The organism is Citreicoccus inhibens (assembly GCF_019039035.1).
Classification (GTDB): Bacteria; Myxococcota; Myxococcia; order Myxococcales; family Myxococcaceae; genus Citreicoccus; species Citreicoccus inhibens.
On the sequence record NZ_JAHNZT010000042.1, the window covers coordinates 40,376 to 65,639 of the forward strand.

Annotated in this window: 24 protein-coding genes; 13 read left to right on the forward strand and 11 right to left on the reverse strand. The window is 69.1% G+C overall.

Translation table 11 applies throughout. From position 1 onward, the window contains the following. Positions 1 to 55 precede the first annotated feature (55 nt). Entirely contained in the window at positions 56 to 853 is a 798-nt protein-coding gene (locus tag KRR26_RS31860; protein WP_217081642.1) for an SRPBCC family protein, read from the forward strand. 21 nt (positions 854 to 874) lie between these two features. On the opposite strand, the gene KRR26_RS31865 is transcribed toward KRR26_RS31860, so the two are convergent. Both KRR26_RS31865 and corA read right to left on the reverse strand, forming a co-directional pair. Further along, positions 875 to 1,663 carry an alpha/beta fold hydrolase gene (locus KRR26_RS31865; RefSeq protein WP_217081643.1) on the reverse strand — a complete coding sequence of 263 codons (789 nt, stop codon included), beginning with the start codon at positions 1,661 to 1,663 and terminating at the stop codon, positions 875 to 877. Positions 1,664 to 1,677: 14 nt separating this feature from the next. Beyond that, positions 1,678 to 2,619: a magnesium/cobalt transporter CorA gene (corA, locus tag KRR26_RS31870; RefSeq protein WP_120210258.1), complete on the reverse strand. Its 942-nt coding sequence runs from the start codon at positions 2,617 to 2,619 to the stop codon at positions 1,678 to 1,680. Between the two features lie 87 nt (positions 2,620 to 2,706). Between corA and KRR26_RS31875 the strand changes: the two genes are divergently transcribed. The 3 genes from KRR26_RS31875 to KRR26_RS31885 are packed head-to-tail and all read left to right on the forward strand — an operon-like array spanning position 2,707 to position 5,868. Then, the gene (locus KRR26_RS31875; RefSeq protein ID WP_217081644.1) at positions 2,707 to 3,840 is read left to right on the forward strand and encodes a hypothetical protein; all 1,134 of its coding nucleotides are present in this window, start codon (positions 2,707 to 2,709) and stop codon (positions 3,838 to 3,840) included. Positions 3,841 to 3,863: 23 nt separating this feature from the next. Then, on the forward strand, positions 3,864 to 4,667 hold the full coding sequence (locus KRR26_RS31880; protein ID WP_217081645.1) for an HAD-IIB family hydrolase: 804 nt from the start codon (positions 3,864 to 3,866) through the stop codon (positions 4,665 to 4,667). A 4-nt stretch (positions 4,668 to 4,671) separates the two neighbouring features. Then, positions 4,672 to 5,868 carry a class I SAM-dependent rRNA methyltransferase gene (locus tag KRR26_RS31885; protein WP_120210261.1) on the forward strand — a complete coding sequence of 399 codons (1,197 nt, stop codon included), beginning with the start codon at positions 4,672 to 4,674 and terminating at the stop codon, positions 5,866 to 5,868. Here KRR26_RS31885 and KRR26_RS31890 read toward each other — a convergent pair. From KRR26_RS31890 to KRR26_RS31900, 3 genes are read right to left on the reverse strand one after another with little or no spacing between them, the layout of a single operon-like run. Then, positions 5,865 to 6,371 carry a hypothetical protein gene (locus KRR26_RS31890; RefSeq protein WP_120210262.1) on the reverse strand — a complete coding sequence of 169 codons (507 nt, stop codon included), beginning with the start codon at positions 6,369 to 6,371 and terminating at the stop codon, positions 5,865 to 5,867. The two genes, KRR26_RS31885 and KRR26_RS31890, sit on opposite strands and share 4 nt — an antisense overlap. A 2-nt stretch (positions 6,372 to 6,373) precedes the next feature. After that, on the reverse strand, positions 6,374 to 6,808 hold the full coding sequence (locus KRR26_RS31895) for a hypothetical protein (protein WP_120210284.1): 435 nt from the start codon (positions 6,806 to 6,808) through the stop codon (positions 6,374 to 6,376). 30 nt (positions 6,809 to 6,838) lie between these two features. Beyond that, complete coding sequence (locus KRR26_RS31900) at positions 6,839 to 7,762, reverse strand: hypothetical protein (RefSeq protein ID WP_120210263.1); 924 nt, start codon at positions 7,760 to 7,762, stop codon at positions 6,839 to 6,841. 192 nt (positions 7,763 to 7,954) lie between these two features. Between KRR26_RS31900 and KRR26_RS31905 the strand changes: the two genes are divergently transcribed. The 3 genes from KRR26_RS31905 (at position 7,955) to KRR26_RS31915 (ending at position 10,773) form a co-directional block, all read left to right on the forward strand. Beyond that, a complete protein-coding gene (locus KRR26_RS31905) occupies positions 7,955 to 8,587 on the forward strand; it encodes a serine aminopeptidase domain-containing protein (protein ID WP_120210264.1) in 633 nt (210 codons plus the stop codon). A gap of 162 nt (positions 8,588 to 8,749) precedes the next feature. Then, the gene (locus KRR26_RS31910) at positions 8,750 to 10,561 is read left to right on the forward strand and encodes a S8 family serine peptidase (protein ID WP_217081646.1); all 1,812 of its coding nucleotides are present in this window, start codon (positions 8,750 to 8,752) and stop codon (positions 10,559 to 10,561) included. Next, positions 10,558 to 10,773, forward strand: a complete 216-nt coding sequence (locus KRR26_RS31915; RefSeq protein ID WP_120210266.1) for a DUF5818 domain-containing protein — start codon at positions 10,558 to 10,560, stop codon at positions 10,771 to 10,773. The genes KRR26_RS31910 and KRR26_RS31915 overlap by 4 nt, the downstream gene beginning before the upstream one ends. 49 nt (positions 10,774 to 10,822) lie before the next feature. Here the strand turns inward: KRR26_RS31915 and KRR26_RS31920 are convergent, their stop codons facing one another. The 6 genes from KRR26_RS31920 to dnaJ form a co-directional block, all read right to left on the reverse strand. Next, the gene (locus KRR26_RS31920; RefSeq protein WP_328707242.1) at positions 10,823 to 11,989 is read right to left on the reverse strand and encodes a type II CAAX endopeptidase family protein; all 1,167 of its coding nucleotides are present in this window, start codon (positions 11,987 to 11,989) and stop codon (positions 10,823 to 10,825) included. A 96-nt stretch (positions 11,990 to 12,085) separates the two neighbouring features. After that, a complete protein-coding gene (locus tag KRR26_RS31925) occupies positions 12,086 to 14,635 on the reverse strand; it encodes a 1-acyl-sn-glycerol-3-phosphate acyltransferase (protein ID WP_217081648.1) in 2,550 nt (849 codons plus the stop codon). Between the two features lie 14 nt (positions 14,636 to 14,649). Further along, positions 14,650 to 16,371 (reverse strand): arginine--tRNA ligase, encoded by a 1,722-nt coding sequence (gene argS / locus KRR26_RS31930; protein WP_120210269.1) that lies wholly within the window; start codon positions 16,369 to 16,371, stop codon positions 14,650 to 14,652. A gap of 75 nt (positions 16,372 to 16,446) precedes the next feature. Beyond that, positions 16,447 to 18,138: an ATP-binding protein gene (locus KRR26_RS31935; RefSeq protein ID WP_217081649.1), complete on the reverse strand. Its 1,692-nt coding sequence runs from the start codon at positions 18,136 to 18,138 to the stop codon at positions 16,447 to 16,449. Between the two features lie 97 nt (positions 18,139 to 18,235). Further along, positions 18,236 to 18,964 (reverse strand): HEAT repeat domain-containing protein, encoded by a 729-nt coding sequence (locus tag KRR26_RS31940; protein WP_120210271.1) that lies wholly within the window; start codon positions 18,962 to 18,964, stop codon positions 18,236 to 18,238. Between the two features lie 109 nt (positions 18,965 to 19,073). Further along, positions 19,074 to 20,249: a molecular chaperone DnaJ gene (gene dnaJ, locus KRR26_RS31945; protein WP_120210272.1), complete on the reverse strand. Its 1,176-nt coding sequence runs from the start codon at positions 20,247 to 20,249 to the stop codon at positions 19,074 to 19,076. Positions 20,250 to 20,366: 117 nt separating this feature from the next. Between dnaJ and KRR26_RS31950 the strand changes: the two genes are divergently transcribed. The 6 genes from KRR26_RS31950 to KRR26_RS31975 form a co-directional block, all read left to right on the forward strand. Next, positions 20,367 to 21,083, forward strand: coding sequence for a hypothetical protein (locus KRR26_RS31950; protein WP_236069384.1), 717 nt, complete (start codon positions 20,367 to 20,369; stop codon positions 21,081 to 21,083). Further along, entirely contained in the window at positions 21,080 to 21,574 is a 495-nt protein-coding gene (gene rimI, locus KRR26_RS31955) for a ribosomal protein S18-alanine N-acetyltransferase (RefSeq protein WP_120210274.1), read from the forward strand. The genes KRR26_RS31950 and rimI overlap by 4 nt, the downstream gene beginning before the upstream one ends. A gap of 206 nt (positions 21,575 to 21,780) precedes the next feature. Continuing rightward, positions 21,781 to 22,152 carry a 30S ribosomal protein S12 gene (gene rpsL, locus KRR26_RS31960; RefSeq protein WP_043408969.1) on the forward strand — a complete coding sequence of 124 codons (372 nt, stop codon included), beginning with the start codon at positions 21,781 to 21,783 and terminating at the stop codon, positions 22,150 to 22,152. A 156-nt stretch (positions 22,153 to 22,308) separates the two neighbouring features. Then, positions 22,309 to 22,779, forward strand: coding sequence for a 30S ribosomal protein S7 (rpsG, locus tag KRR26_RS31965; protein ID WP_120210275.1), 471 nt, complete (start codon positions 22,309 to 22,311; stop codon positions 22,777 to 22,779). Positions 22,780 to 22,927: 148 nt separating this feature from the next. Beyond that, the gene (gene fusA / locus KRR26_RS31970; protein ID WP_120210276.1) at positions 22,928 to 25,003 is read left to right on the forward strand and encodes an elongation factor G; all 2,076 of its coding nucleotides are present in this window, start codon (positions 22,928 to 22,930) and stop codon (positions 25,001 to 25,003) included. Between the two features lie 144 nt (positions 25,004 to 25,147). Continuing rightward, positions 25,148 to 25,264: GTP-binding protein (locus KRR26_RS31975; protein ID WP_217081601.1), on the forward strand; the 117-nt coding region annotated here is incomplete at its 3' end.

Sequence of the window (25,264 nt, forward strand, 5' to 3'; positions counted from 1 at the left end):
GTCTTCCCCGGTCGCCCTGGACGGATCATCGGCGGCCCACCGCCCGGAGCGCGTCATGCATGTCGTCACCCTGCGAGCCCCCATCTCGCATCCCCCCGAGGACGTGTGGAGGGATCTCACCGAGGGGGCTCGGCTGTCGCGCTGGTTCGCGGACTCGGGCGACCTGGGCCCAGAGGGCTCGTTCTGCTTCGACTTCGGAGATGGAGACTGCTTTCTGGGTCAGGTGACTCGCTGGGTCCCCGAGCGCTTCTTGGGCTGGGAATGGCGCTTCATGGGCCTCGGGCCCGTCTTCCACATTCAGTTCGAGCTGGTGCCTGAGGTAGACGGGACACTGGTGGGGGTCAGCGATAGGGGCGCGCGCACCTCGGCTGAAGCAGACAGCCTGCGCGCGGGCTGGGTGGACTTCCTGTCGCGCCTGGAGCGCTTCGCCACCACGGGCCGCACGTCTCGCTATGAATGGAGCCAGACCATCGGCACGGCGGCCCTGACGCGTGAGCCGCCCCGCAGCGTGTTGGGGACGCTGAGTGATCCGCGCTGGTGGCGCAGCGGCTTCGAGGGCGCGGATGTGGCCCTGCACTCGCCCGGGCCGAACCAGGTGGTGGCGGACTTCCACCGCGCGGACTGGGGCAGCGCGGAGACGCGGGCCGTCATCACGGTGGAGGCGTCACGGGGCGGTGCCTACGTCGGCATCACCCACGAGGGATGGACGGCGCTGCCGCCCGCGCTCCAGCTCCCGGAGCGACGGCGCTTCGCCGCCCTGTGGGCCCGGCTGCTCGCGGGACTGGAGGGCCACTCCTGGGGACAGGCCGCGCTGCTGGTCGCCCTGCTAGGGCCATGGCTGGCGACGCACTGATGCCGGACGCCCACGGGGCGCTCACCGCAGCGAGTCGAGGAAGCTCCCCAGCACCGCGTTGAACTCCTCGGGCCGCTCCTGATTGGACAGGTGCGCCGCGCCGCGGATGACTTCCAGTCGCGCGCCCGACACCAGCCCCGCCATCTGCTGGGCCTTCTCCACGGGCGTGATGGCGTCATGCTCGCCCACCACCACGAGGGCCGGCCCCGCGTAGCGCGCGAGCATGTCCTTGCTATCGGGACGCATTCCCATCCCGCGCTGGGCGGCGGCGAGTCCCAGCGGCGAAGCCTCTCGCATCTGCGCCGCCACCCGTCGCCCCACGGGAGAGTCAGGGCCCTCGGCCACCAGCTTGGGCAGCAGGCCCGTCACGACCGCTTCCGGCCCGTGCTCCAGCGCCTCGCGCGCGGTGACCTCGCGCCGCGCGCGGCCCGCGTCGTCGTCCGCGGTGGCCTGGGTGTCCACCAGCACGAGTCCACGCACCCGACCTGCGTCCTCGCGCAAGAGCGCCATGGCCGCGTAGCCCCCCATGGACACGCCGCCCACCACCGCGGAATCCACCTGGAGCGCGTCGAGCAGGGCCAGCGCATCGCGCGCGATGCGGCTCATCTCGGTGGGCCCCTCTCCGGGCGGGGTCTGCCCGAAGCCACGGTGGTCCGGGAGGATGAACCGGTAGCGCGACGACAGCGCCGCGACCTGCTCATCGAACGATGCGCCGGTGAGCGGAAAGGCATGCAGCAGCAGCACCGCCGGGCCCTGGCCCACGTCGCGGTAGTGCAGGGAATGTCCATCTTCGGTGGGGATGTATGGCATGGGACCCTCGCGGCTCAGAGCCACTGCTTGTATTTGAACCAGGCGATGAGTCCCAGCGGGAACCCGACAATCATCACCCACATGGCGGTGTAGTGCTGAGGTGTCGAAAGGGCGTCGAAGTTCTGCCCGAAGAACCCCACGATGAAGGACAGGGGCAGGAACAACGTGGCGAAGATGGTGAGCTGCTTGGTGATGTCGTTCGTCTTGTTCGCCACCATGGAGAGGTAGCCATCCATGGCGTTGCCCACGATGTCGCGGCCCGCGTCGATCTGCTCGTACAGCCGCACCAGGTGGTCATACACATCGCGGAAGTACAGCGTCGTGCGCTCGTGGATGAACGGCACGCCTCGGCGTGACAGCAGGCTCACCACGTCTCGCTGAGGGGACAGCACGCGCCGCAGCGTCACCAGCATCCGCTTTAGCTCGAAGATGCGCTGGAGTTGAGTGCGCTCCGGCCGCTCGAAGATGGCCACCTCCAGGTCCTCCAGCTCCTCGCTGAAGTCGTCGAGGATGGGGAACTGCGCGTCCACCAGCGCGTCCGCGAGCATGTACAAGATGAAGTCCGTGCCGCGCTCCTGGAGCGCCCGCGGATCGTCCTTCACCCGCTTGGCCACCGACTCGAACCCCGGGAAGTTCAGCGAGTGCACGCTGATGAGCCAGTCTTCGGAGAGGAAGAAGTGGTGCTCGTGCAGCGTGAGCTGACACACGTCCGCACCCCGCGTGAAGCCCTGGAGGACGATGAACTGGTGGCCCGGGTATTCCTCCAGCTTGGGCCGTTGATCCAGGTGGAGCGTGTCCTCCACCGCGAGTCGGTGCAGCCCGAAGCGCGTGGCCAGACGACCCATGACTTCCTCGGTCGGTTCGCTCACGTCGATCCACTTGCGGCCGGCCCGGTCGAGCAACTCCTCGCCGCCCGTGAGAATCCTGCCGTCCTCCAGCAGACAGACCTGAATCATCCCGTAGCGCTCCTGGACTGGTTCCTCGGCTCCCGGGCGGTGCTAGAACTCCCCGCGCCGGAAGTCGAGCGTTAGAGTAGGAATCCCGTGTCTGCTGCTGCCGAAAACAACCCCCAGGCCTCGCTCACGCCGAGGCTCGACGAAATCCTCCAGGGACTCGCGGACCGTGACGTCGCCGAGCGGCTGCGAAAAGTGTATCTCGCCGCCGCCCACGCCATCGCCCGACTGAGCGACCTGGACCTGGTGAAGTACGAGTCCCCCGTCGTGGACTCCAGCCCTGACCTGTCGCTGTGGGAGGAGATGGCGCCCGTCATCCGCGACACGGTGATGGACGTCAACGCGCTGCTCAATGTCATTCGCGAGCAGTTCCCCACCGCCCCCCCCCACAGCGCCACCTCCCGCGACGCCGCTGGGCTCCTTCAGGACGCCATGGCGATGCTCGCCCAGGGCGTCACCCAGTTGGGCGAGGCCATGCGCAACCCCTCCGTGGTGAGCGATCGCTGGGTGCTCCTCGCGGAGATCCAGCGCACCCGCGCGCGCTTCCGCGAGCAGATGAGCAGCCTGGTGTTCGAGTCCGTCAGCACCTTCGGCGACGTGACGCGCGCCCAGGTCGTCCCCGGTCATGAGGCCGAGGTGAAGGCGGCCGTCACCGTGCGCGCCATCACCGCGGACCTGGCGCGCATCGTCTCCGCGCGGCTCGCCAAGGTGCGCGAGGCCGAGCCCGAGGACGTGCAGTGGAACGCGCAGCAGCTCCAGACGGAGCTGGATGCCTTTGGTCGCACCGCCGCGTATCGGAACCTGCGCGCGCAGGACAAGCGCCGCATCGTCGAGATGCGCGCGGGAGTAGGGCAGCTCGCCATCCGCGCCAATCCCACGCGCGAGGAACTCCTGGTGTTGATGGAGGAGCTGGACGCGTTCGTGCGCGGCCTCTCCGGCGTCAACCAGCGCCAGCTCCTCATCATCCACGACCGTGAAGTCTGGGCGTCGTGTGGGGTGCGCCTGGAGCGCGCGCTGTCCCTCGTGCCCACCGACGCGGTCGGCGCGGCGCGGACACTCGCCGAGGCGGCGGCGGCGGGGCAGGCGCTCTACGGCCGGGACGCCGCTCTGGATGCCTTCCTGCGCAAGGCCCGCAAGCTCGCCTTCGCACAGCTCTCCCTCGAGGACCTGCGCGCCACCATCGCGTCGTTCCAGGGGCTCCTGGCCCAATTGGACGTGATGTGAGCCGCGCTCGTGAGCAACGCCCCATGCCCCGGCCGCTCCGGGAGGCGGACCTGTCCGCGGTGCGCGGCGTCTTCACGGACGTGGACGGCACGCTGACCACGGGCCACAAGCTGCGCAGCCAGACGCTCCAGGCGTTGGAGCGCTTGTCGGCCTCGGGCCTTCGCGTCGTGCTGGTGAGCGGTCGGCCGGCGGGGTGGGGTGAGGCCTGGGCCCGCCAGCTCCCCGTGGACGGCGTCATCGTGGAGAACGGCGGCCTCTTCTTCACGCGCAACGCCCGAGGGGCGCTGCGCAAGGTGTACGCCGAGCCGCCCGCCGAGCGCGCGGCCAATCGCAAGCGCCTGACGACCGAGGTCCGGCGCGTGCTCGCCCGAGTGCCCGGAGCGCGGCTGTCCGTGGACAGCGCGTACACCGAGGTGGACCTCGCGGTGGACTACAACGAGGAGGCTCGCCTGGGGGACGCGGGCGCCGCGCGCATCGAGTCGTTGCTGCGCGAGCGAGGCGTCACGGCGGTGCGCTCGTCGGTGCACGTCAACTGCTGGCTCGGTCGGTTCGACAAACTGAGCGCGACGCGCCTGTTCGCCCGGCGCGTCTGGGGGGAGCGCCTGGACCCCACCGATTCCCGCTATGTGTACGCGGGGGATTCTTTCAACGACGCCCCGATGTTCCAGGCCTTTGCCCTGGGCGTGGGCGTGGCCAACGTGCGCGCGGTGCTGGACCGCATCGACGCGCCGCCGGCTTTCATCACCCGGGCACCCGAGGGGCGGGGCTTCGAGGAGCTGGCGAAAGCCATCCTCGCCCGCCGCGGGCGGCCGGGACGCGAGGAGTGACACCGTGGATTTCGTGAAGTTGGAGCTGGCCCGCGGCCTGGGACGCCACCTGCGCGCCGGACACCCCTGGGTCTTCCGCAAGGCGCTGGAGCATGTGCCCCGCATCCCCGCGGGCTGCGTGGTGGACCTGACGGAGAATGGGAAGTTCGTGGCGCGCGGCTACTACGATCCGCACTCGGCCATCGCCGTGCGGGTGCTGACGCGGGATCCGCGCCAGCCCGTGGACGCGGCCTTCATCACCCAGCGGGTGGTGCGAGCGCTCACCGCGCGCCGGGAGCTGATCGACCTTGCGGACACGGACAGCTACCGGCTTGTCCACGGCGAGGGAGATGGGCTGCCGGGCGTGGTGGTGGACCTGTACGCGGGCTGGGCGGTGATGAAGCTCTACTCCGCGGGCCTCACGCCGTACCGGCCGCTCATCGTCGAGGCGCTCAAGGCGGGTGTTCCCGGCCTCAAGGGCGTGCTCGGCCGTGACGAAGTGGGCCGCGATGACGTGGACGAGGACGACGGTCGGGGCTCGGGGCGCATGCTCTGGGGCACCGAGGCGCCGGAGCTCATCCCCATCCGCGAGCGCGGCGTGACGTTCCTGGTGGACGCGTGGCGCGGCCAGAAGACGGGGTTCTTCCTGGATCAGCGCGAGAACCGCCACCTCATCCGCCGGCTGTCGCAGGGCCGTGACGTGCTCAACTGCTTCAGCTTCAGCGGCGGCTTCTCCGTGAACGCGGCGATGGGCGGCGCGCGCAGCGTCTTCTCCGTGGATCAGGACCCGGACGCCATCGCGCTGGCCCGCGAGAACTTCACGCGCAACGGGCTGCCCGCGGAGAAGCACGACTTCCTCGCCGCGGACGTGTTCAAGCTCATCCAGTCGTTCAAGGACGAGGGCCGCACGTTCGACCTCATCGTCCTGGATCCGCCCGCCTTCGCGAAGAGCCAGCGCGCGGTGGAGGCCGCCGTGGACGGCTACGCCTCGCTCAACCGGCAGGCGCTGGCCATCCTGCGCCCGGGTGGGCTGCTGGCCACCGCGTCGTGCTCGGCGCGCGTGAGCCCGGACATGTTCATGGGCGCGGTGCGCGAGGCGGGCTTCAAGACCGGCGTCGACCTGGCGCTCGTCGAGGAGCGCTACCAGCCGCCGGATCACCCCGTGCGGCTGCAGTTCCCGGAAGGGAAGTACCTCAAGTTCTACGTGCTCCAGGCCGTCTAGGTGCCGAACACGCGGTGCGCGACGCGGTCCAGCACGTCGCGCCCCCACACGAGGCTGGCCTTCATGAGCCGGTCCATGTCCCGCGAGAACTCGGCGCCCGTGGGGACCTGCGTGTACGTGTGGCGCAGGTAGAGGCAGCGGGAGTCGGCCTCATAGGCCACCTCGCCGCCGCCCGCGTCGGTGCCCTCAGTGGCCTCGGCGCGGAAGCCGTCGACGACGCCGGGCTTGGGCTCCTCGCGGAAGCGGTAGATGAGCGCGCTGCACTCCAGCGCCTGCTTCGCCTCCAGGTGCTCGAAGTAGAGCTGCGCCTCGCTCAGCATGGCGCCGCCCCGGCCCTCCGCGTCGAGCCCCTCGGTGCTGGTGGCGCCCTTGCCCTGGAGGTACCAGCGCACCAGGGCGCGCGCTGACTCCCGGGTGAGCGGGCCGCCCGCGACCGGCGGCGGCTGCATCAACCCGATGGAGGACAGCAACCAATGCACGCCCGTGGGGAGGGCCCAGGCCATGGCTACTTCGCTGTCTTCGCGGGGAAGACCCGCGAGGCCACGCGCTCGAACACGTCGCCGCCCCAATCGAGGCTGGCCTTCATCAGCCGCGCGAGGTCATCCGCGAACGCCTTGTCGGCGGGGATGGCCGCGTAGGTGCGGCTGAGGAAGAGGCTCTTGCTCTCCGGCTCGAAGTCCACCGTGCCGCCACCGGTGTCCGTGCCCGCCTTCTCCTCGTCGCGGAAGCCGTCGAGGACACCGGGGCGGGGGGACTCGCGGAAGCGGTAGATGAGGCCGCTGCACTTGAGGCCGCCCGTCTGCGAGCTGTGCTCGAAGTAGAGCTGGGCCTCGCCCACGGTCACTCCCCCCACGCCACTCGGACTGAGCCCCGGGCTCAGGTGAATGCCCTGGGCCCGCAGGTAGGTCTGCACCAAGCGCTGCGCTTCGTCACGGGTCATGGCCACCTGCATAGCACGACGATGGAGGCGTCAGAACTGCCCGGCTCGCGCCTGATCGAACGGGACGCGGTGCTTCAGGTACGTGGCCTCCAGCGCGTGCGCGCCGGTGAACATCGTCTTCTCCGAGAAGCGCTCCACCTGCGCGCCCTTGCCCGGGTGACGCAAGAGCGCCAGCGGATCCAGGCTCCCGCCCAGGCCCAGCACGCTGGGGACCAGGTCGCGGTTGTTGACGTAGTGCACGTACTGCGGGCCGTCCGGGTACGTGGCGCCCGCCGAGCCGAACGTCTCCACCTTCACGTGGCTCAGCGCCTTCTCCACGTCCGCCTGGGACATCCCATCTTCGATGCGCATCCGGCGCGCCACATCGTTCAGCGCGCGCGAGGTGATGAGTCCCCCCTGGCTGTGCGCCATCACGTGCACATCCCGGCCCGCCTTCAGCTCCGAGTAGACGGTGTCCGCCAGCGTGTCCACCGCCGGGTTCTTGCCCTTGTCGAGCTTGTCCTTCACGCACTGGAGCACGTCAGACACCATGCCCTCGGTGGCGTTGTGGATGCCGATGGTGCGCATGCCCGTGCTGTCCGCCAGCGCCTGCAGCGAGCCGGCCTGCGCGTCCTTCGTCGTCGAGATGCCGTTGATGTAGATGGCCGTCTCGGTGGCGTTGGGGTTGTTGCGCGGCGTGAACGGCGGCACCTGGCTCAGCGGCGTGCTCGCGTCGAACGTCTGTCCGCCCGCGCCCACCAACTTGCCGTCATAGACGCGGTCCGGAGCGCCCGCCGCCGCGGTGAACACCGCGGCCACCGCCTGGGTCGGCTTGGACTCGAAGCCATCCGCCACCCTCTGCGGCTTCTTCGCCTCCACCGGCTTGGCGCTCGCCGCGCGGCTCAGCTCGGCGGTGGGCTGGGTGCTCGTGCCAAGCGGCTTGAGGGCGTTGCGACCGCGCTCGATGGTGGTCATGGATGAAAGCTCCTGCGCAGGGAAAGTGGGGGAGACCTTTCCATTGTCACCCGAATGCGTCACCAGTTGCGTGGGATTGGACAATTATCGATTGACGCATTGCGTAGATTGTGCGGTGCGGCAATTCCTGGGCGCGTGCGTCATGGCGCGTCACGCCGGTGTGAGGGCCGCGTCGCGACGGTAAGGTGAGGCATGGTCCAGAAAGGTCAGTTCCTGGAGCGACCCACGCTGGTGCCGGTGGGCGACGAGGTGATGGACGCCACGGCGCACCGAGGCACGCGCGCGCCGCCATTGCTGGTGTTGCCGCCGCGGCCGGAGGAGGGCGGAGGCATGGATCATCTCCTCGCCGCGGAGCTCGTCTGGGCCGCCGCTCACGCGGGCTTCCCCACCCTGCGCTTCAACCATCGAGGCGTGGGCGCCAGCCAGGGCGAGCGCGGCACGGGCGAGTCCCTCGTGGAGGACGCCGAGGCCGCCATGCGCGTGCTGTTGGAGAACGCTGGAACGACCGCCCTCGCGGTGGCGTCGCTGTACGGCGGGGCGCGGGTCGCGCTGGACCTCCAAGCCCGTCACCCGTGCGTGGGTGGGGTGTGTCTGGTGGCGCCGCTGGATGTGGATGTCGTCGCGCTGGCGCGGCTGCCGTGTCCGCTGCTCGTCATCGTGGGGGAGGAGGACCGGCGCATGTCTCGCGCCGCGCTGGCCTCCGCTGTCGCCGAGGCGGGCGGGCTCTTAGAGGTGATCGACGATGCGGGACCCACGTTCCATCGCAACCTGCCCCAGGTGGGGCGCGCGGTGTCCGGCTGGTTGGGTCGTCTCTCGGGCGGGTGAGCGGGAGGGCGTGCAACCCTCCAGACGCTGTCATGTTTCTTCACGCTCGCCGCCTTGCATGCGCGAGTGGGGGACATACAGACTGCCCCGGCAGACCCAATCGTTTCGTGGTTCGTTCGTAGAGTCCTCGACGCGACGTGTTTCCGGCTGAAGGAGTGTGCGATGCGGATGATGCGAAGGACCGTGTTTCCCGCGGCGCTGGTGTTGATGGCCGCGGCATGTGCGTCCCCCGCGCGTGAGCCGCAGGCGCCCACCGCGTCCGGCACCGCGCCCGCGGCCCGCGCCGCCGCCGAGGTGGACCCCGCCCAGATTGTTCCCGGCGCCATCGTGGTGGACTTCAAGGACGGCACCACGAAGGCCCAGTTCGATGCCTGGGAGAAGGAGTGGGGCGTCGACCTGGAGTTCAACTCCATCGAGGGCGCTGACGACGGCGTCACCCTGGCGGTGGGCGTGGATGACGTGGATGCGGCGCTGGAGAAGATTCGCCAGAACCCGGCGGTCGAGTCCGCCGAGCCGCTGCTGGAGATTCACGCCAGCTACACCCCGAATGATCCGCAGTACGCGCAGCAGTGGAACCTGCGGATGATCGACATGCCGCGGGCCTGGGAGCGCTCGCGCGGCAAGGGTGTGGTGGTCGCTGTCATCGACACGGGCATCGCCTACGAGGACTACGACGACTTCAAGCAGGTGCCAGACCTGAAGGGCGTGAAGTTCGTGAAGGGCTACGACTTCGTCAACGACGACGAGCACGCCAACGACGACCACGGCCACGGCACGCACGTGGCGGGCACCATCGCCCAGGCCACGGACAACGGGCAGGGCGTGGCGGGCGTGGCCTTCGAGGCGACGCTGATGCCGGTGAAGGTGCTCAACCACTTCGGCAGCGGCACCACGGCGGACATCGCGGATGCCATCCGCTTCGCGGCGGACCACGGCGCTCGGGTCATCAACCTGTCGCTGGGGGGTGGCGGCTACGCGCAGGTCATGGCCAGCGCGGTCGAGTACGCGCGCAAGAAGGGCGTCACCGTGGTGGCCGCCGCCGGCAACGGGGGCCGAGGCAAGGTGGAGTATCCGGCCGCCTATCCCGGCGCCATCGCGGTGTCCGCGGTGGGCCCGGATGGCACGCTGGCCCCGTACTCCTCGTTCGGTAGGGAACTCGACATCGCCGCGCCGGGCGGGGACAAGCGCCAGGGCGACGCGGGCGGCATCATCCAGAACACCATCGACCCGCGCGACCCCTCGCGCTCCGTCTACGCCTCCTACCAGGGCACGAGCATGGCCACGCCGCACGTGGCCGCCGTCGCCGCGATGCTCTACGCCGCGGGCGCCAAGAGCCCGGACGAGGTCGAGCAGGCGCTCTACGCGGGCGCGAAGCCCGTGGGCAACGTCGCCTGGTCCGAGCAGTACGGCCATGGCGTGCTCAACGCCGAGGCCTCGCTCAAGCACTTCCGCGGCGAGTCGGAGACGGCGTGGTCCCCGCTGTACTGGGCCCTGGGGTTGATGGCCCTCGTGCTGCTCTCGCTGCGCGGTCGTGAGCGCCCGGGCTTCCTCAACATCCTGGTGCGGCCCGCCTTCTTCGCGCCGCTCTTGCTCGCCACGGTGGGCGTGTTCTTCGCGCGCTCGTGGTTTGGTGGCGCCTCGGGGCTGGGCTCGGACGCGGTGGACCTGGCCTCGCTGCCCATCCCGGATTGGCAGCGCATCATCTTCGGTCGAGGGCGCACGGTGAACCCGTTGTTCTACAGCGCGCTCATCCCTCTGGGGCTGTCGTTGCCGGCCATCGCGTGGAAGGGGATGCGCCCCGCGGTGGGGGGCCTGGCGCTGGGCTTCGCGGGCTTCCTTGCCTACGCGGCGTGGACCGGGGCGCCGTCGCTGGCGTGGATGCCCTTCACCTTCATCGCGCGCCCGTGGCTCGTGTTCCACACGGTGATGTGCCTCGTCATCGGCCGCGCGATGCTCAAGCGGGAGGAGGCGTGAAGCTCTCCGGCCGGGTCATGTACCGAGACCTCGGGCCCGGTGTCTGGGTGCTCGAGGGCGACGATGGCACCACGTACCAACTGGCGGGCGGGGACCGGAAGCTGAAGAAGGACGGTCACCGCGTGGAGGCCGAAGGGCACGTGGACCGCGCCGCGCTCACCAGCGCCATGGTGGGGCCGGTGTTCCACGTCGCGTCGTATCGCTTCGTCTGAGGTGAGGCGAGGGCGCGCCTCCCGCTCGTGGCGGTGGGGCGCGCCGCGCTCAGTGCTTGAGCTCGGCCTTCGGCTTGTAGGCCTCGGACTGCCGGCGCCGCTCTTCCTCGTAGGCCTCCATGGGGATGCTGCCCCGGCGCGCCGCTGCCCGGGCCTGCTTCAACGCCGCGCGCTCCGCCACCAGCCCCGGCGCCGCGTCCTTCTGGAGCTTGGGAAGCGGGTACACCACGTCGAACAAGCTCAAGGCCACGCCGCGCTTGTCCACGGCGCCTAGGCCCACCAGCGACACGGTGGAGGCCACCACCCAGGGCAGCACCAGGCGCGGCAGCGAGGGCGTCCCCCCCGGCGCGCGCGCCTCCTCGAGCGGCGCGTCCCCGCCGCGTCCCCAGACGGACGGAGAGAAGCGCGCCACGGACTTGAGGGCGAGCAGCCCCAGCGCGCCCACCAGTGCGAGTCCAAGCACCGCGCGCGGGTCCGTCGTCTCCGCTTCCGCCTGGCCCGCCGCGGCGGTGCGCGAGGCGATGAGGTAGAGCACGGTGGACACCAGGTTGTTCGCCGCGTGCGCGGCCATGCCGGGCCACAGCGAGCCCGTGCGCAGGTAGAGCCACCCGAAGAGCAGGCCCAGCTCCACGCGCGCCAGGAAGCCCACGGGGTCCAGGTGGAACGCGCTGAAGATGACGGCCGTGATGACGAGCGCCCGCGTGGCCGAGGCCGGGGCAGGAGGGGTGAGGCCCTTCTGGAGGATGCCGCGGAAGAAGAACTCCTCACACAGCGGCGCTCCAATCGTCACGCCTCCCAGGATGAGCGCCATCTCCACGCTCGACTGGCTGTCGAACAGGTGCGAGGCGTCGAACATCTCCCGCATCCACGGCGGCACCAGCTGCTGGGCCGCGTACTGGATGGGCACCACGAGCGCGAAGAAGTTGGCCACGCCCACCGCGAAGCCGAACAACGTGGGCGCCGAGCGCAGGGGCAGAAGCCCCGTGTAGACCGCGGGCCGGAAGCCCTTGGCCCGCAGGAACACCCAACCCAGTCCCAGGAAGATGAACACCTCGGTGAACCACACCCCGAACGCCGCGTTGGCGAGCTGGGCCGCGCCGCCCACGACGATGAACAACGCCAGGGCGATGACGGTGGGGATGGCCGGCGCCAGGGGCTCGAGCGGGGCGGGGGACTCGGGAAGCGGTGCGGCGCTTGAAGGGGTCTCTTCCACCAGGCGGCTCCTGCCAGAGAAGGGCCCCAAGGGCCCGACCCCGCGTATCTACCCTGTCCCCATCGCGACGTCCCGCTTCCTGGCGCGCGAGAGGGGGGATCAGCCGCGCCGCAGGTACTGGCGGATGTCCTCGGCCAGCGGGTTGCGCGTGGCGAGGTCCGTGGCCGCCGGTCCGGGTTTGAGCTTCTTGTCCTCCTCGAGCAGGATCTTCTGATCCAGCAGGTACTCGACCGCGTTCTCCAGCGTCGTCTTGGCCAGGGACTCGGCGGCGGTGATGCGGCCCGCGTGGTACTCCGCGCGGCCCGTCTCCATCGCCAGCTTCACGAACGCCTTGCGGTCCATGGGCTGCCCTTCGGCCACATCGCGCAGCGTCATCGCGGCGAGCAGATAGGCCTCCAGGTAATCGCGCAGCAGGTCGGCGAGGAACTCCAGCTCGGGACGCGCGTGGGCCTCGGGCGCCTCCTTGAGCACGTCGCCCTCGTGAATCACCAGCCCCATGCGCACCAGCCGCTCCACCGTCTCCGCGAAGATGGTGTCGAAGCTCGCGCCCACCCGGTAGATGAACTCCACCTTGAACAAGCGGGAGAGGAACAGCGCGCGCCCCTTCACGGTGTCGTAGGGCGCGGGCGAGCCGCCCAGGAGCGCGTTGGCCACGAGGCTGCGCGCGACCACCCGGTTCATCAGGGTGTTCTTGTAGAAGGCCATCTCCGGGCGGCGCGAGTCCTCCACCTGGTAGATGACCTCTCCGCGCGCCTCCTGCGTGCGGATGATTTCATCCGACACGAACTCGCGCACCGCGTCCTGGATGGGGCCGAGCGTCTCGGGGTTGCTGGGCGCGTTGCTCAGCTCGCGAGACAAGGGCGCGCCTTCTTCATCCGCGATGCGGCGCAGGTGGCTGATGCGGTCCGTCAGCTCGCGCTGGGTGAGGCCGCGCCGGCGGTGGGCGAGCAGCGACGCGCTCACCAGCGCATGCGGCGTCACGGTGGACACCTTGCTGATGCCGTACATGACGCGGTTGCCCAGCGCGCGCACCAGGCCCTTCTTCTGCTCGTCGTTGACCTCGGTGTCCGGGGACAGCCCGCGCGCCTTCATGAAGTCCACGAGCGACAAGGGCTCGTCGAAGGTGAGGTGGATGCGGCCGTAGCGCGCCGCCAGCACCTTGGGCGCCGTCAACAGCGCCTTGATGTCCTCGGGCTTCTTCTCGCCGCCCGCCAGCTCCTTCGAGTACGAGCCGGACTCGACCACCTTCTCGTAGTCGATGGACACGGGCACGAAGACGAGGTCGTTGCGGGCGCCCTCCAGCACGGCCTCCACCTGCCACGTGAACATGCCCAGCTTGGGCGTCAGCAGCTTGCCGGTGCGGGAGCGGCCTCCCTCGGGGAAGAACTCCTGGTGGATGCCGTCATGCACCAGCTTCTTCACGTACGCCTTGAACGACGCGGCGTAGACCTTGTCGCCCTTGAACGAGCGCCGGAGGAAGAAGGCCCCGCAGCGCCGGAACATGGGCCCCAGCGGCCAGAAGGACAGGTTGGCGCCCGCGGCCACCAGCGGCACCGCGTAGCCGCGGCTCCACAGCACCCAGCTGAGCACCAGGTAGTCCACGTGGCTCTTGTGGCTGGGGCACAGCACCACGGGCGCGCGGCCCGCGGCCTTCAGCGCGCGGTGCAGGCCCGCCTCGTCCACCACGATGCCGTCGTAGATGCGGTTGAACACCCACTCCAGCATGGGCGCGATGAACGCCAGCGTGGTGGGGCTCGGCTTCGCCGCGATGGCCTCCAGGTTGCGCTGGGCCTCGCGCAGCACGCTCTCGGGCTTGCGGCCCGTGGCGGCCGCGTGCTCGTCCACCACCTTGCGCAGGCCGCGGTCGCGCAGCGTCTCGTCAATGAGGCGGTCCGCGGGCTTCACCGGCGGGCCGAACACCGCGCGCGTCTCGCGGGCGAGGTGCACGTGCAGCGCGCCGCGCACCTTGCGGCCCAGCACGTCATCCGAGTCGTTCGGGTTCTGCTCCAGGAAGCGCCGCAGGTCGATGGGCTCGCCCACCCGGAACTGCGCGCGCTTGTAGTTGCGGAAGAAGGCCAGCATCGAGTGCAGGAAGCCCGGCGCCTCCGGACTGCCGAACACGATGTCCACCCAGCTCGGCTTGAGCCGCGCGTTGCGCTTCTCCCAGACGAACAGCTCTGGTACCAGATACACGGGCCGGTCGCCCGTGCGCGCCAACCGCACCAGGGCGGGGAAGGGGTCCTCGCGCGTCTCCTTGCCGGACGGGGCCAGGAGCGCGGTGCGGCGCAGGAAGACGAGCCCGCTGCCCCCTTGCTGCGAGGCGAAGCGGAAGCGCTCGTAGACATCCCCGCGCTGCGCCGTCTGGCGCCAGGGGCGCGTGAACCAGGGGCGCAGGTTCACCACCGCCCGGATGGGCGGCAGCGAGCGGCGCACCATGGCCCACGCCAGGTACAGGAAGTTGATCCACGCCGTGGTGCGCATGACGTGCACCACGTAGCCCTTGGCATGGAGCGAGCGCAGCTCGTCCTCGGCCTCGGGTGGGAAGTGCACCCCATCGAAGTAACGTGCCCCCAGCATGCGGGACACGGGACCGAACTCGTCCTTCAAGGTCTCGAACCGATTCTCAGGTTGCACGAGCGCAGTATCCACGGCGAGCCCCCAGGTTACATGTTCTCCGGCGTCGGGATTCCGAGCAGCGTCAGCCCGGCCGCCAGCGTCACGCGCACCGCGTCCGTCAGCGCCAGTCGCGCCGCGCGCATGGGCTCATTGCCTTCCACGAGGATTCGCTTCTCCCGATCCTGATTGCCCAGCGTGTAGTAGCGGCTGTACGCGGCGGCCACGTCCAGCAGCAGGCGCGCCACCAGGCTCGGCTCGTACTGCTCGGCCGCGTCCTTCACCACCTCGGGCAGCCGCATCAGCTCGCGCAACAGCGCCTGCTCCTCGGGCAGCGTCAGCAGCGCGGCGTCATACGTCGCCGGAGCCCCGCCCCCCTTGCGCAGCACGGTGACCGCGCGCGCATGGGCGTACTGGAGATACGGGCCGGTGTGGCCCTCGGGGCTGACCACCTCGTCCCAGTCGAACGTGTAGTCGCTGGCGCGCTTGTGCTTCAGGTCGCCGAACACGACGGCGCCCAGGCCGATCTGCTCGGACAGCCCATCCGGGTCGTCCGTCTTCAGCAGCCCCTCGGCCATGTTCTGCTTCACGCGCTCGAGCACCCGCTCGTGCGCCTCGTCGAGCACCTGGTTGATCTCCACCACCTGGCCCTTGCGCGTGCTCATGCCGTGGATGCGGCCGAACGGCACGTGCACGCAGCGGTCGGCCCACGGCTGATCCATCTCCTTCAGGGTGCGGAACACCTGCCGGAAGTGGAGCGCCTGGTCCTGCGCCACGACGTACAGCGACTTCTCGAAGTGGAAGCGCTCGTATCGGTCCTCCGCCGCCGCCAGGTCTCGCGTGGCGTAGAGGGTGCTGCCGTCGTTCTTCTTGAGGAGGACGGGCGGCTCGTTGTCCGCGTAGGGCATGTCGACGATGAGCGCGCCCTGCGAGTCCTTCACGCCGGGCTTGCGGGCGATCTGCTCGATGACCGCGTCCATCTTGCCCTGGTAGCGGCTCTCGCCCTCGATGTGCTCGAACTCGATGCCCATGCGCGCGTAGACCTGCTTGAAGCCGCGCACGCTCGTCTCACGGAACTGGTTCCAGAGCTTCGTCGCCTCGGCGTCACCCGCCTCCATGCGCCGGAAGAAGTCGCGGGCCTTCTCGTCGAAGGCGGGGTCGCTCTCGGCGCGCTGGTTGGCCTTCACGTACACCTGGACCAGGTGGCTCATGTCGTCCATGCGCGCCGGGTCCCCGTACTCCTGGAAGCCCACGGCCACGAGGCCGAACTGCTTGCCCCAGTCGCCCAGGTAGTTGATGCCCTCCACCCGCCAGCCCAACGCGCGGTACAGGTTGGCGATGCAGTGCCCGAGGAACGTGGTGCGGATGTGGTGGAAGCCAATGGGCTTGGCGATGTTGGGCGACGAGTAGTCGATGACCACCGTCTTGCCCGTCCCGGCGTCCTTGTCGCTGCCGTAGGCCAAGCCGGCCTGGCGGATGGAGTCGATGACCTCGGACGTGAAGGGCAGGGCGTTGAAGCGCGCGTTGACGTACGGCCCCACGGACTTCACCTCGAGCCCCGGCACGGTGACGGCGCGGGCCAGCTCGGCGGCGATGGCGGGCGGGGCCTTCTTCTGCGCCTTGGCGAGGGAGAACGTGGCGAAGCTCAGGTCGCCATGCGCGGGCTCGGCCGGCTTGACCTGGGACTCGATGTCGGGCGCCGGCACGCCCAGGACCTGGGCGATCGCTTGAGCGAAGGCGGCGCGATAACGGGAGTAGACAGAAGTGCTCATGGACCGCGCGGATACTAGCCAAGGCTCGGCGGTTTCCCGCCATCCCTTCTGCGCGGGAAGAAACCTTCCCGTCATTCAGGGGACGGCGGGCCCCCGCATGCTGGGGCGGACCACCGCGGCCACGATGTCCAGCAGCTTGGGCAACTGCAGGGGCTTCTCGAAGAACCCATCAATCCGGTCCAGCCCCTCGCCGGACGTGAGGGAGGCGACCTCGCTCGCTCCCGAGATGATGTACACGACGACGTCCGCCAGCGACTCGGTGCCTCGGATGAAGCGCAGCACCGAGCGGCCATCCTCCTCGCTCAGCCGCAGATCCAGCAGGACCATGGCCGGTCGGATGTGGGACAGGAGGGTGCGTGCCTCCGAGGCGCCCGACGTGGCCATCACCCGATAGCCCTCCTGCTCCAGCACCTGCTGGAGGACCTCGCGGCAGTCCGCGTCATCCTCCACCAGCAAGATGCCGCCGGCCTTGGGCGCCGCCTGGGACAGCTCCGGCGTGCTCACCGCCCCCGCGAACATGGGCAGGACGAACTGGAAGGTGCTGCCCTCGCCCAGGATGCTGGAGGCCTCCACGCGGCCCCCGTGCAGGGCGATGATCTTGGCCACCAGGGGCAGGCCCAGGCCCGCTCCCGGCGGGCGCGGCATGCCCGGCTGGGCTCGGTAGTACGAATCGAACACGTGCTCCAGGGCGTCCATGGACATGCCCGGCCCCGAGTCCTTCACCGAGAGCATGGCGACGCCGTCCGCACTGGACACGCGCACCTCCACGGTGTTCTCGGCCTCGCTGTGGTGGATGCCGTTCTCGACGAGGTTGTGGATGGCCTCGGCGATGCGCTCGCGGTCCCCTCGGACGAAGACCTCGGGGCAGGGCGGGATGACCACGCGCACCTTGCAGTGCTCGGCCAGGGCGCCCAGGGCACGCACCACTTCCTCGGCCACGGCCTTGATGCCAAAGGGACGCTGGTTGAGCTGCATCTTCCCGGAGGACAGCCGGGACATCAGCACCAGGTCATTCACCATGCGCAGGAGGCGGTCCGCGTTGCGATCGCAGGTCTGCACCGCGCGCCGCTGGGAGTCCGCCAGCGCCCCCAGCTTCTCTCGCCCCAGCATGGCCAGGTAGGCCTTGATGGTGGTGAGCGGATTCTTCAGGTCATGGGAGACGTTGCCGAGCAACTCCTCGCGGTTCTGTTCCAGGCTCTTGAGGCCGGCGATGGCCGTCTGGAGGTCCTTGTTGCGTCGGGCGCTGTCGTCGCGCAGCCGGGCGACCTCGTAGGCCGCGGACAGCTGCGCGGCCAGGGAGAGCATCAGCGTGTCGCTGGCCTTGCGCCGGGCGCCCAGCACCACGAGGACGCCTGTGATTCCCTGCGCCCCTTCGAGCGGCACGGCCACGGTTCCGGGCTCCCGCACCAGCGTCTTCTGCGTGAAGGCCCGGCCCACGGCGCCATCACCCGGTGAGGCGGCGATGATGCGGTCGTCATTACGGCCCCGCACGTGCTCGACGTGGAGCTGATCCCTCGCGGGGAAGTAGCGCGCCACGTAGCAGACCTTGGGCTTGAGCAGCGCGTGGACGATATGCAGCTGGGAGCGCAGCGCCTCGGTGGGGCCGGCGTTGTCGGTCAGATGGCGCCCCATCTCCAAGAGGGCACGCGCCGCCGCATCCGGATCCACCGGTGGAGCTGGCTTCGCGGCCCGCTTGGCGGGAGTCTTCTTCGCGAGGGGGCGCAGCGGCACGACTTCGGCCAGCGGCCCCTTTCTCTTCGAGGGCACCGGCCGATCCTGCTCCAGACCGCCCCCGCGAGGGAATGGCCTCGTGGGGGAGGCCCACTCCAGGACACTGGCCGTGTCCAATGGAAGACAGCTGGACTCAGGCCTTGCGCTGGATGTGGGCGTCCTTGTCCAGGGAGTAGGGCTCCACGAGCAGCGCCTGGACCTTCTCCTGGAAGCCCTTCACCGAGAACCCGCAGTCTGCCAGGGCCCCGAGGGCGGCGGTCTGGACGCGGCGGCCGGTCTCCTCCGAGGTGAGCAGCTTGAGCATGGGCTCGCGCGTCGACTCGTGCTTCAGCCCCCCGAGCGACTTCAGCGCCGCGATCTTCACGTCATCCGACATGTCCTCCAGGAAGGGGAGGACCGCTTCGGGGACGCGGGGGTCGGCCTTGCCGGAGACGGCGTGCAAGAGGACGACCTTCTTCTCGGGATCCCGCGTGTAGTGGCTGGACAGGTGCTTGAGCGTGTCCGTGACGATGCCGAGCACCTGCTCCTCGCTCTGAAGCTCCGTCAGCAGGCGCAGGGCCCAGGAGGTGGCGTGATCGCTCTTGCGCAGGAAGTCGCTGAGGGGCGCCACGGCGTCCTGCCCGAAGCCCTTGATCAGCTCGAACGTGTGCTCCTTCTCGTCCGCGTCCGTGGTGAGCGGATCCACGGTGATGGTGAAGCGGCTGAGCAGGACGGTGATGGCCTCGGGGAACTTCATCTCCCCCAACTGCTGGATGGCCTTCTGCCGCGTGGTCGGATCCCCATACTTCTGGGTGACCTTGGACTTGAGCTTGAGGGCCTTGTCGGGACCCGATCCACCCGTGAGGAAATCGAAGAGACCCATGGTGCGCACTCGTTCCGGTGTTCGAAGAAGGAAGTAGAAGGTGGAGGCGCCGTCTAGGACGGTGCGCCTCGCAAGACAAGAGACAACCGCAAGGTCGCGGCCCGCGGCTTCAGAGCGTCAACTCGCGGCGCACATCGCCGCGATAGGCGCGTGACAGTGTCTCGGCCGCCGCGCGAGTCTCCGCGTCCGCGTCCTCCGGCACCTTGACCTGCACGGTGAGGTACATGTCGCCGGGGGGGCCCCCCTTGAGCGACGGGACGCCTCGGCCCTTGAGCCGCATGCGCCGCCCGGACTGCGAGCCGGCGGGGACCTTCACGGTGACCTCGCCCTGGAAGGTGGGGACCCGCACCTCGGCGCCGAGCACGGCCTCGGACACCGTCACGGGCAGGTCCATGGACAGGTCGTCCCCCTCACGCTTCACGAGGGGATGCTCGGCCACGTCCACCTCGATGTAGAGGTCTCCGGGAGGGGCGCCATGCTCGCCGGCGGCGCCCTGGCCCGCCAGCCGCACCTTCGACCCGGTGTGGACCCCCGCTGGAATCTTCACGGTCAGCCGGGTCGTCTCCTCCTGGACGCCGGATCCGTCACACTCGGGACACGGCTCCGGGGCGCGTCCGCTGCCATGGCAGGTGGGGCAGAAGCCCGAGCCACCAAAAAGCCCCGGCGCACGGCGCGCGCGGCCCGAGCCATGGCAGGTGGGGCAGGTGACCGTCTGGCCGGTGTCCCCGCGCCCCTGACACTTGGGACAGCGGCCCGGGCGTCGCAGGGTGATGGCGCGCTCGGTGCCGGTGACGGCTTCAGCCAGGGTGACTTGGACGCGGGTGGTGAGGTCATCACCGCGCTCGGCGCCCGAGGGTCGGGTGCGCCGCCCGAAGATGTCCCCCATGTTGACGCCCCCGCCGCCCCCCCCGCCGGATCGCCCGAAGATGTCGTTGAAGAGGTCGCCCAGGTCCACGCCCTCGGCGCCGTAGGGGATTCCGCCGCCGCCTCCGCCGCCCGCGGATTGGGCGGCCCGGTAGGCGCGGTACGCCTCGGCCTTCTTCTCGTCGAACCCAATCTTCTCGGCGTCCTCACCGAACTCGTCGTACAGCTTGCGCTTCTTCGGGTCGCTCAGGACCTCGAAGGCGGAGTTGAGCTTCTTGAACTTCTCCTCCGCCGCCTTCGCCTTGCTCCCCTGGTTCACGTCGGGGTGGTGTTCTCGCGCCAGCTTCCTGAAGGCCTTCTTGATCTCGTCCGCGGACGCCGTCCGCGAGACGCCCAGAATCTGGTAGTAGTCGTCCGCCATTTGTTCCCGCCGTGCTGTACCCGATTGCAAGAACGTAACCAGTACAGAGGGCGACGCCAGCACGGGATGTCCGAAAGACCGTGGGATGGTTAGAGTCGCCGCAAGATGAGGGAGGCCATGGCAGTGCCGCGCGCAGCTCGAGCGGGTCCCCTGTGCCTGGTGGGCTGGCTACTCGCGACCGCCCCGGCAAGCGCCTGGGCGACGGCTCCCGCGTCCACGACTCCGGACCGGACCGAGAACGCGGTGGTGGACCGGGTGGTGGCCGTCATCGAGGGCCAGGTGTTGACCCTGAGCGAGCTGGACTTCGAGGCCCGGGTGGCGCTCATCCAGCAAGGGGCCGTGCAGGCCGCCTCGGACCCGCTGGATGAAGAGACGCTGCGCCGCTCGCTCGATCTGGCCATCAGTCAGCGCCTCCTCGTTCTCACGGCGGACCGCCTGCAGGCCTTCCCCGCCGAGCCATCGGACGTCGAGACCCGCCTGGCGGCCTTCCAGGCCCGGTTGGGAGGCCCGGAGGCCCTGCGGCGCTTCCTGATCCTCCACGACATGGACCGAGAGGGGCTCGCGGCCGCCCTGGCGAGAGGGCTCCGGGCCGAGCGCATCCTGGACAGCCGTGTCCGGCTCAAGGCCCAGGTGAGCGAGACCGAGGTGCGGCAGCACTACGACGCGCACCGGGCCGAGTTCCCAGGCGAGTACGACCAGGCGGTGCGCACCGCCATCCGCGAGAAGCTGGTCCGGGCCCGCTACGGCGAGCTGGCCGCCCGAGCCCTGGCCGAGGCGCGCGTCGCGGCGCAGGTCCGCCGGGTGGCGGCCTTCGCGCGGGAGGCCCGGCGATGAGGCGCCTCAACGACGAAGGGGCGGCCCGTCCAGACCACGGCTTCCTGATCCGCCGGATGACCCGGGATGATCTCCCGGCGGTCATGGCCCTGGAGAAGGCTTCTTTCCGCAACCCCTGGTCCACGGAGCTGCTCCAGCGCGAACTGGATCACGAATGGTCCACCATCCTCCTCGTGGAGGACCCATTGCCCGAGGGTGGGGTGGAGCTGCTGGGGCTGGCCATCTTCTGGATCGTGCACGACGAGGTGCACGTGCTGAACGTGGCCACGTCGCCCAAGCATCGGCGGCGAGGGGTGGCGCGAGCCGTGATGGACGAGCTGCTCGCGCGAGGCCGCGCCCATCGGTGTTCGCTGGCCACGCTCGAGGTCCGCCGGAGCAACGAGCCCGCCCTGAACCTCTATCGCGCGCTGGGCTTCCGTCCCGTGGGCATCCGTCCGAACTACTACGTGGACGAGGGCGAGGACGCGATCGTGATGGTCCTCGACTTCTAACCGCACGCGGAGTAGAGGACCGCCCGCTGTCTCCAGGTTCGTCGAAGATGGAAAGGGTCATCGGTCCCGGCCGCTTCCTGGCCAGGGTCCTGCCGTGCTTGACACGGGGAGGCCCCTCTCTATACTCGCGCGCCTTTCTGTAGCCTGTAGGTAGATATGTGCCGCCTGGTGTGCTCGGGGCGGCTCCCATCGAAGAAGAGGTTTCAGTGCCGACCATCAGCCAGCTCGTCCGCAAGGGCCGCGAGAAGCTCAACATCAAGGGCAAGAGCCCTGCCCTGAAGGAGTGCCCCCAGAAGCGCGGTGTTTGCACCCGCGTGTACACCACGACCCCGAAGAAGCCGAACTCGGCCCTCCGCAAGGTGGCGCGTGTTCGTCTGACCAACGGGATCGAGGTCACCTCCTACATCCCCGGCGTGGGTCACAACCTCCAGGAGCACTCGGTGGTGATGATTCGCGGTGGCCGTGTGAAGGACCTCCCGGGTGTTCGCTACCACATCGTTCGCGGAACGCTGGACTCCGTGGGTGTTGCCGGTCGCAAGCAGAGCCGTTCGAAGTACGGCGCGAAGCGCCCGAGCTGATCCGCTCGGACCGCTGACCACCTTCGTCATTTGAAGCCGTGTCGGACGCTGGCCCCACACCCTGGGGAGTGTCCTCCGCAGTTCCAAGAATGCAGCGTTTGAAGCCCCGGTGTTCTTCCTCGGAAGAGGGAAGTGGGGCGTAAGGGAAGAGAAGAGATGCCTCGTCGTCGCGTAGTCGCTAAGCGGAAGATCCTCCCCGATCCGAAGTTCCAGGATCGGCTCGTTACGAAGTTCGTCAACGACCTGATGCGCAAGGGGAAGAAGTCCATCGCCGAGGGAGTCTGCTACGGCGCGTTCGCCCTCATCGAGGAGCGTGCGAAGGAGGACCCCCTCAAGACCTTCAAGAAGGCCCTGGACAACGTCAAGCCCGTGCTCGAGGTGAAGAGCCGCCGCGTCGGTGGCGCCACCTACCAGGTTCCCGTGGAGGTCCGTCAGGATCGCCGCGTGGCGCTCGGCATGCGCTGGATCATCACCTACGCCAAGGCGCGTGGTGAGAAGACGATGCAGGAGAAGCTGGCTGGCGAGATCATGGACGCCGCCAACAACCGCGGTAACGCGGTGAAGAAGCGTGAAGACACGCACAAGATGGCCGAGGCGAACAAGGCCTTCGCGCACTACCGCTGGTAGTCCCTCCGGGGCTCGCGGACGCCGCTCGGATGCAGAGGATGCATCCGAGCGGTTTTGTTTTTGCTAGAAGCAGGTTCTCTGAAATTTCCGGTCGGTGAGCGAGGAGGCCGTGTCGGCCTTCACCCCTCCCGTGGAGAGGCACTGAGTCATGGCTCGCGAGTACCCACTCGAGCGCTACCGCAACATCGGCATCATGGCGCACATCGATGCCGGCAAGACGACCACCACCGAACGGATCCTGTTCTACACAGGGGCCATCCACAAGATGGGGGAGGTGCATGAAGGCACCACCACGACGGACTGGATGGTGCAGGAGCGCGAGCGCGGCATCACCATCACCTCGGCCGCCATCACCTCGTTCTGGAAGCGGCGCGAGCAGAACTACCGCGTCAACATCCTCGACACGCCGGGCCACGTGGACTTCACCATCGAGGTGGAGCGCTCGCTGCGCGTGCTGGACGGCGCGGTCGCGGTGTTCGACGCGGTGAACGGCGTGGAGCCCCAGTCGGAAACAGTCTGGCGCCAGGCGGACAAGTACAAGGTCCCCCGCATCTGCTTCATCAACAAGATGGACCGTGTCGGCGCGGACTTCGAGATGTCCGTGGGCACCATCCGCGAGAAGCTCGGCGCCCGCCCCGTGCGCATGCAGCTGCCGCTGGGCTCCGAGGACAAGCACCGCGGCGTCATCGACTTGGTGCAGATGAAGGCGCTCGTGTTTCACGACGACGCCCAGGGCAGCCGCTATGACACGGTGGAGATCCCCGAGGAGTTCCGCGAGGCCGCTGACGCTGCGCGCGCCGAACTCGTGGAGGCCGTGGCCGAGCAGAGCGACGCGCTCACCAACAAGTTCCTGGAGGGGGCAGAGTTCACCGAGGAGGAGATCCGCGCGGGAATCCGTCAGGCCTGCGTCGAGCTGAAGCTGTTCCCGGTGTTCTGTGGCTCGGCGTTCCGCCACAAGGGCGTGCAGCCGCTGCTGGACGCGGTGGTGGACTACCTGCCCAGCCCGTTGGACATCCCGCCCGTGCATGGCAAGAACCTCAAGGGCGAGGACGAGGAGCGGCCCACCCGTGATGACGCGCCGTTCAGCGCGCTGGCGTTCAAGATCATGAACGACCCCGCGTTCGCTTCGCAGACGCTGACATTCTTGCGCGTGTACTCGGGTCGCCTGGAGGCGGGGACCGCGGTGTGGAACTCGGTGAAGGGCAAGCGCGAGCGCGTGAGCCGGCTCGTGCAGATGCGCGCCGACAAGAAGGACGAGCTCACCGAGTGCTACGCGGGTGACATCTGCGCGGTGGTGGGCATGAAGCTCGCCACCACGGGCGACACGCTCTGCGACGACAAGCACCCCATCATCCTGGAGCGGATGGAGTTCCCCGAGCCGGTCATCGACATCGCCATCGAGCCGAAGTCGACGGCGGACCAGGACAAGATCATCCAGGCGCTCCAGCGGCTCGCGGCGGAGGATCCGTCGTTCCGCGTGAAGACGAACGAGGAGACCGGGCAGACCATCATCGCCGGGATGGGCGAGCTGCACCTGGAGATCATCGTCGACCGCCTCCTGCGCGAGTTCAAGGTCGACGCGAACATCGGCAAGCCGCAGGTGGCCTACCGCGAGACCATCACGGTTCCGATGGAGGCCGAGGGCAAGTACATCCGGCAGACCGGCGGTCGTGGCCAGTACGGCCACATCTGGCTGCGCGTGATGCCGAACGAGCCGGGCAAGGGCTTCCAGTTCGAGAACAAGATTGTCGGGGGCGCGGTGTCCAAGGAGTTCGTGGACGCGGCCAGGCAGGGCATCTCCGAGGCCATGCAGAACGGCCCTGTGGCCGGCTATCCCATGGTGGACGTGAAGGTCGAGGCCTTCGACGGCTCCATGCACGACGTGGACTCCAGTGAGATGGCGTACAAGATCGCTGGCTCGTTGGGCTTCAAGGACGCGGTGCAGCGGGCCTCGCCGGTGCTCCTCGAGCCCATCATGAACTGCGAGATCCTCACGCCCGAGGAGGCCATGGGCGATGTCATCGGGGACCTCAATGGCCGCCGAGGGAAGATCCTGGGGATGACGCCCCGGCCGGGCAACGTGCAGGCGATCCAGGCCCAGGTGCCCCTGGCCGCCATGTTCGGGTACTCGACCGACCTGCGCAGCCGCAGCCAGGGAAGGGCGACCTACACCATGCAGTTCAGCCACTACGCTCCCGCCCCGAAGGCGGCGTTGAACCGGTAACGGGTCGCCCGGAGGGTTGTCTACCGGGCGATTTCAGTTGACGTCGCAGCAGGTTTGGAGCACGACGCAGCACCTTTCGGGAGTTGCTTTTCCCGAGTTGAGACCGAGAGCGCCGGACGAACCTCCGGCCCCGTGAGGAGTGTCATGTCCAAGGAAAAGTTCGATCGTAGCCTTCCCCACGTGAACATCGGAACGATTGGGCACGTGGACCACGGCAAGACGTCGCTGACGGCGGCCATCACGAAGGTGCTGGCCAAGAGC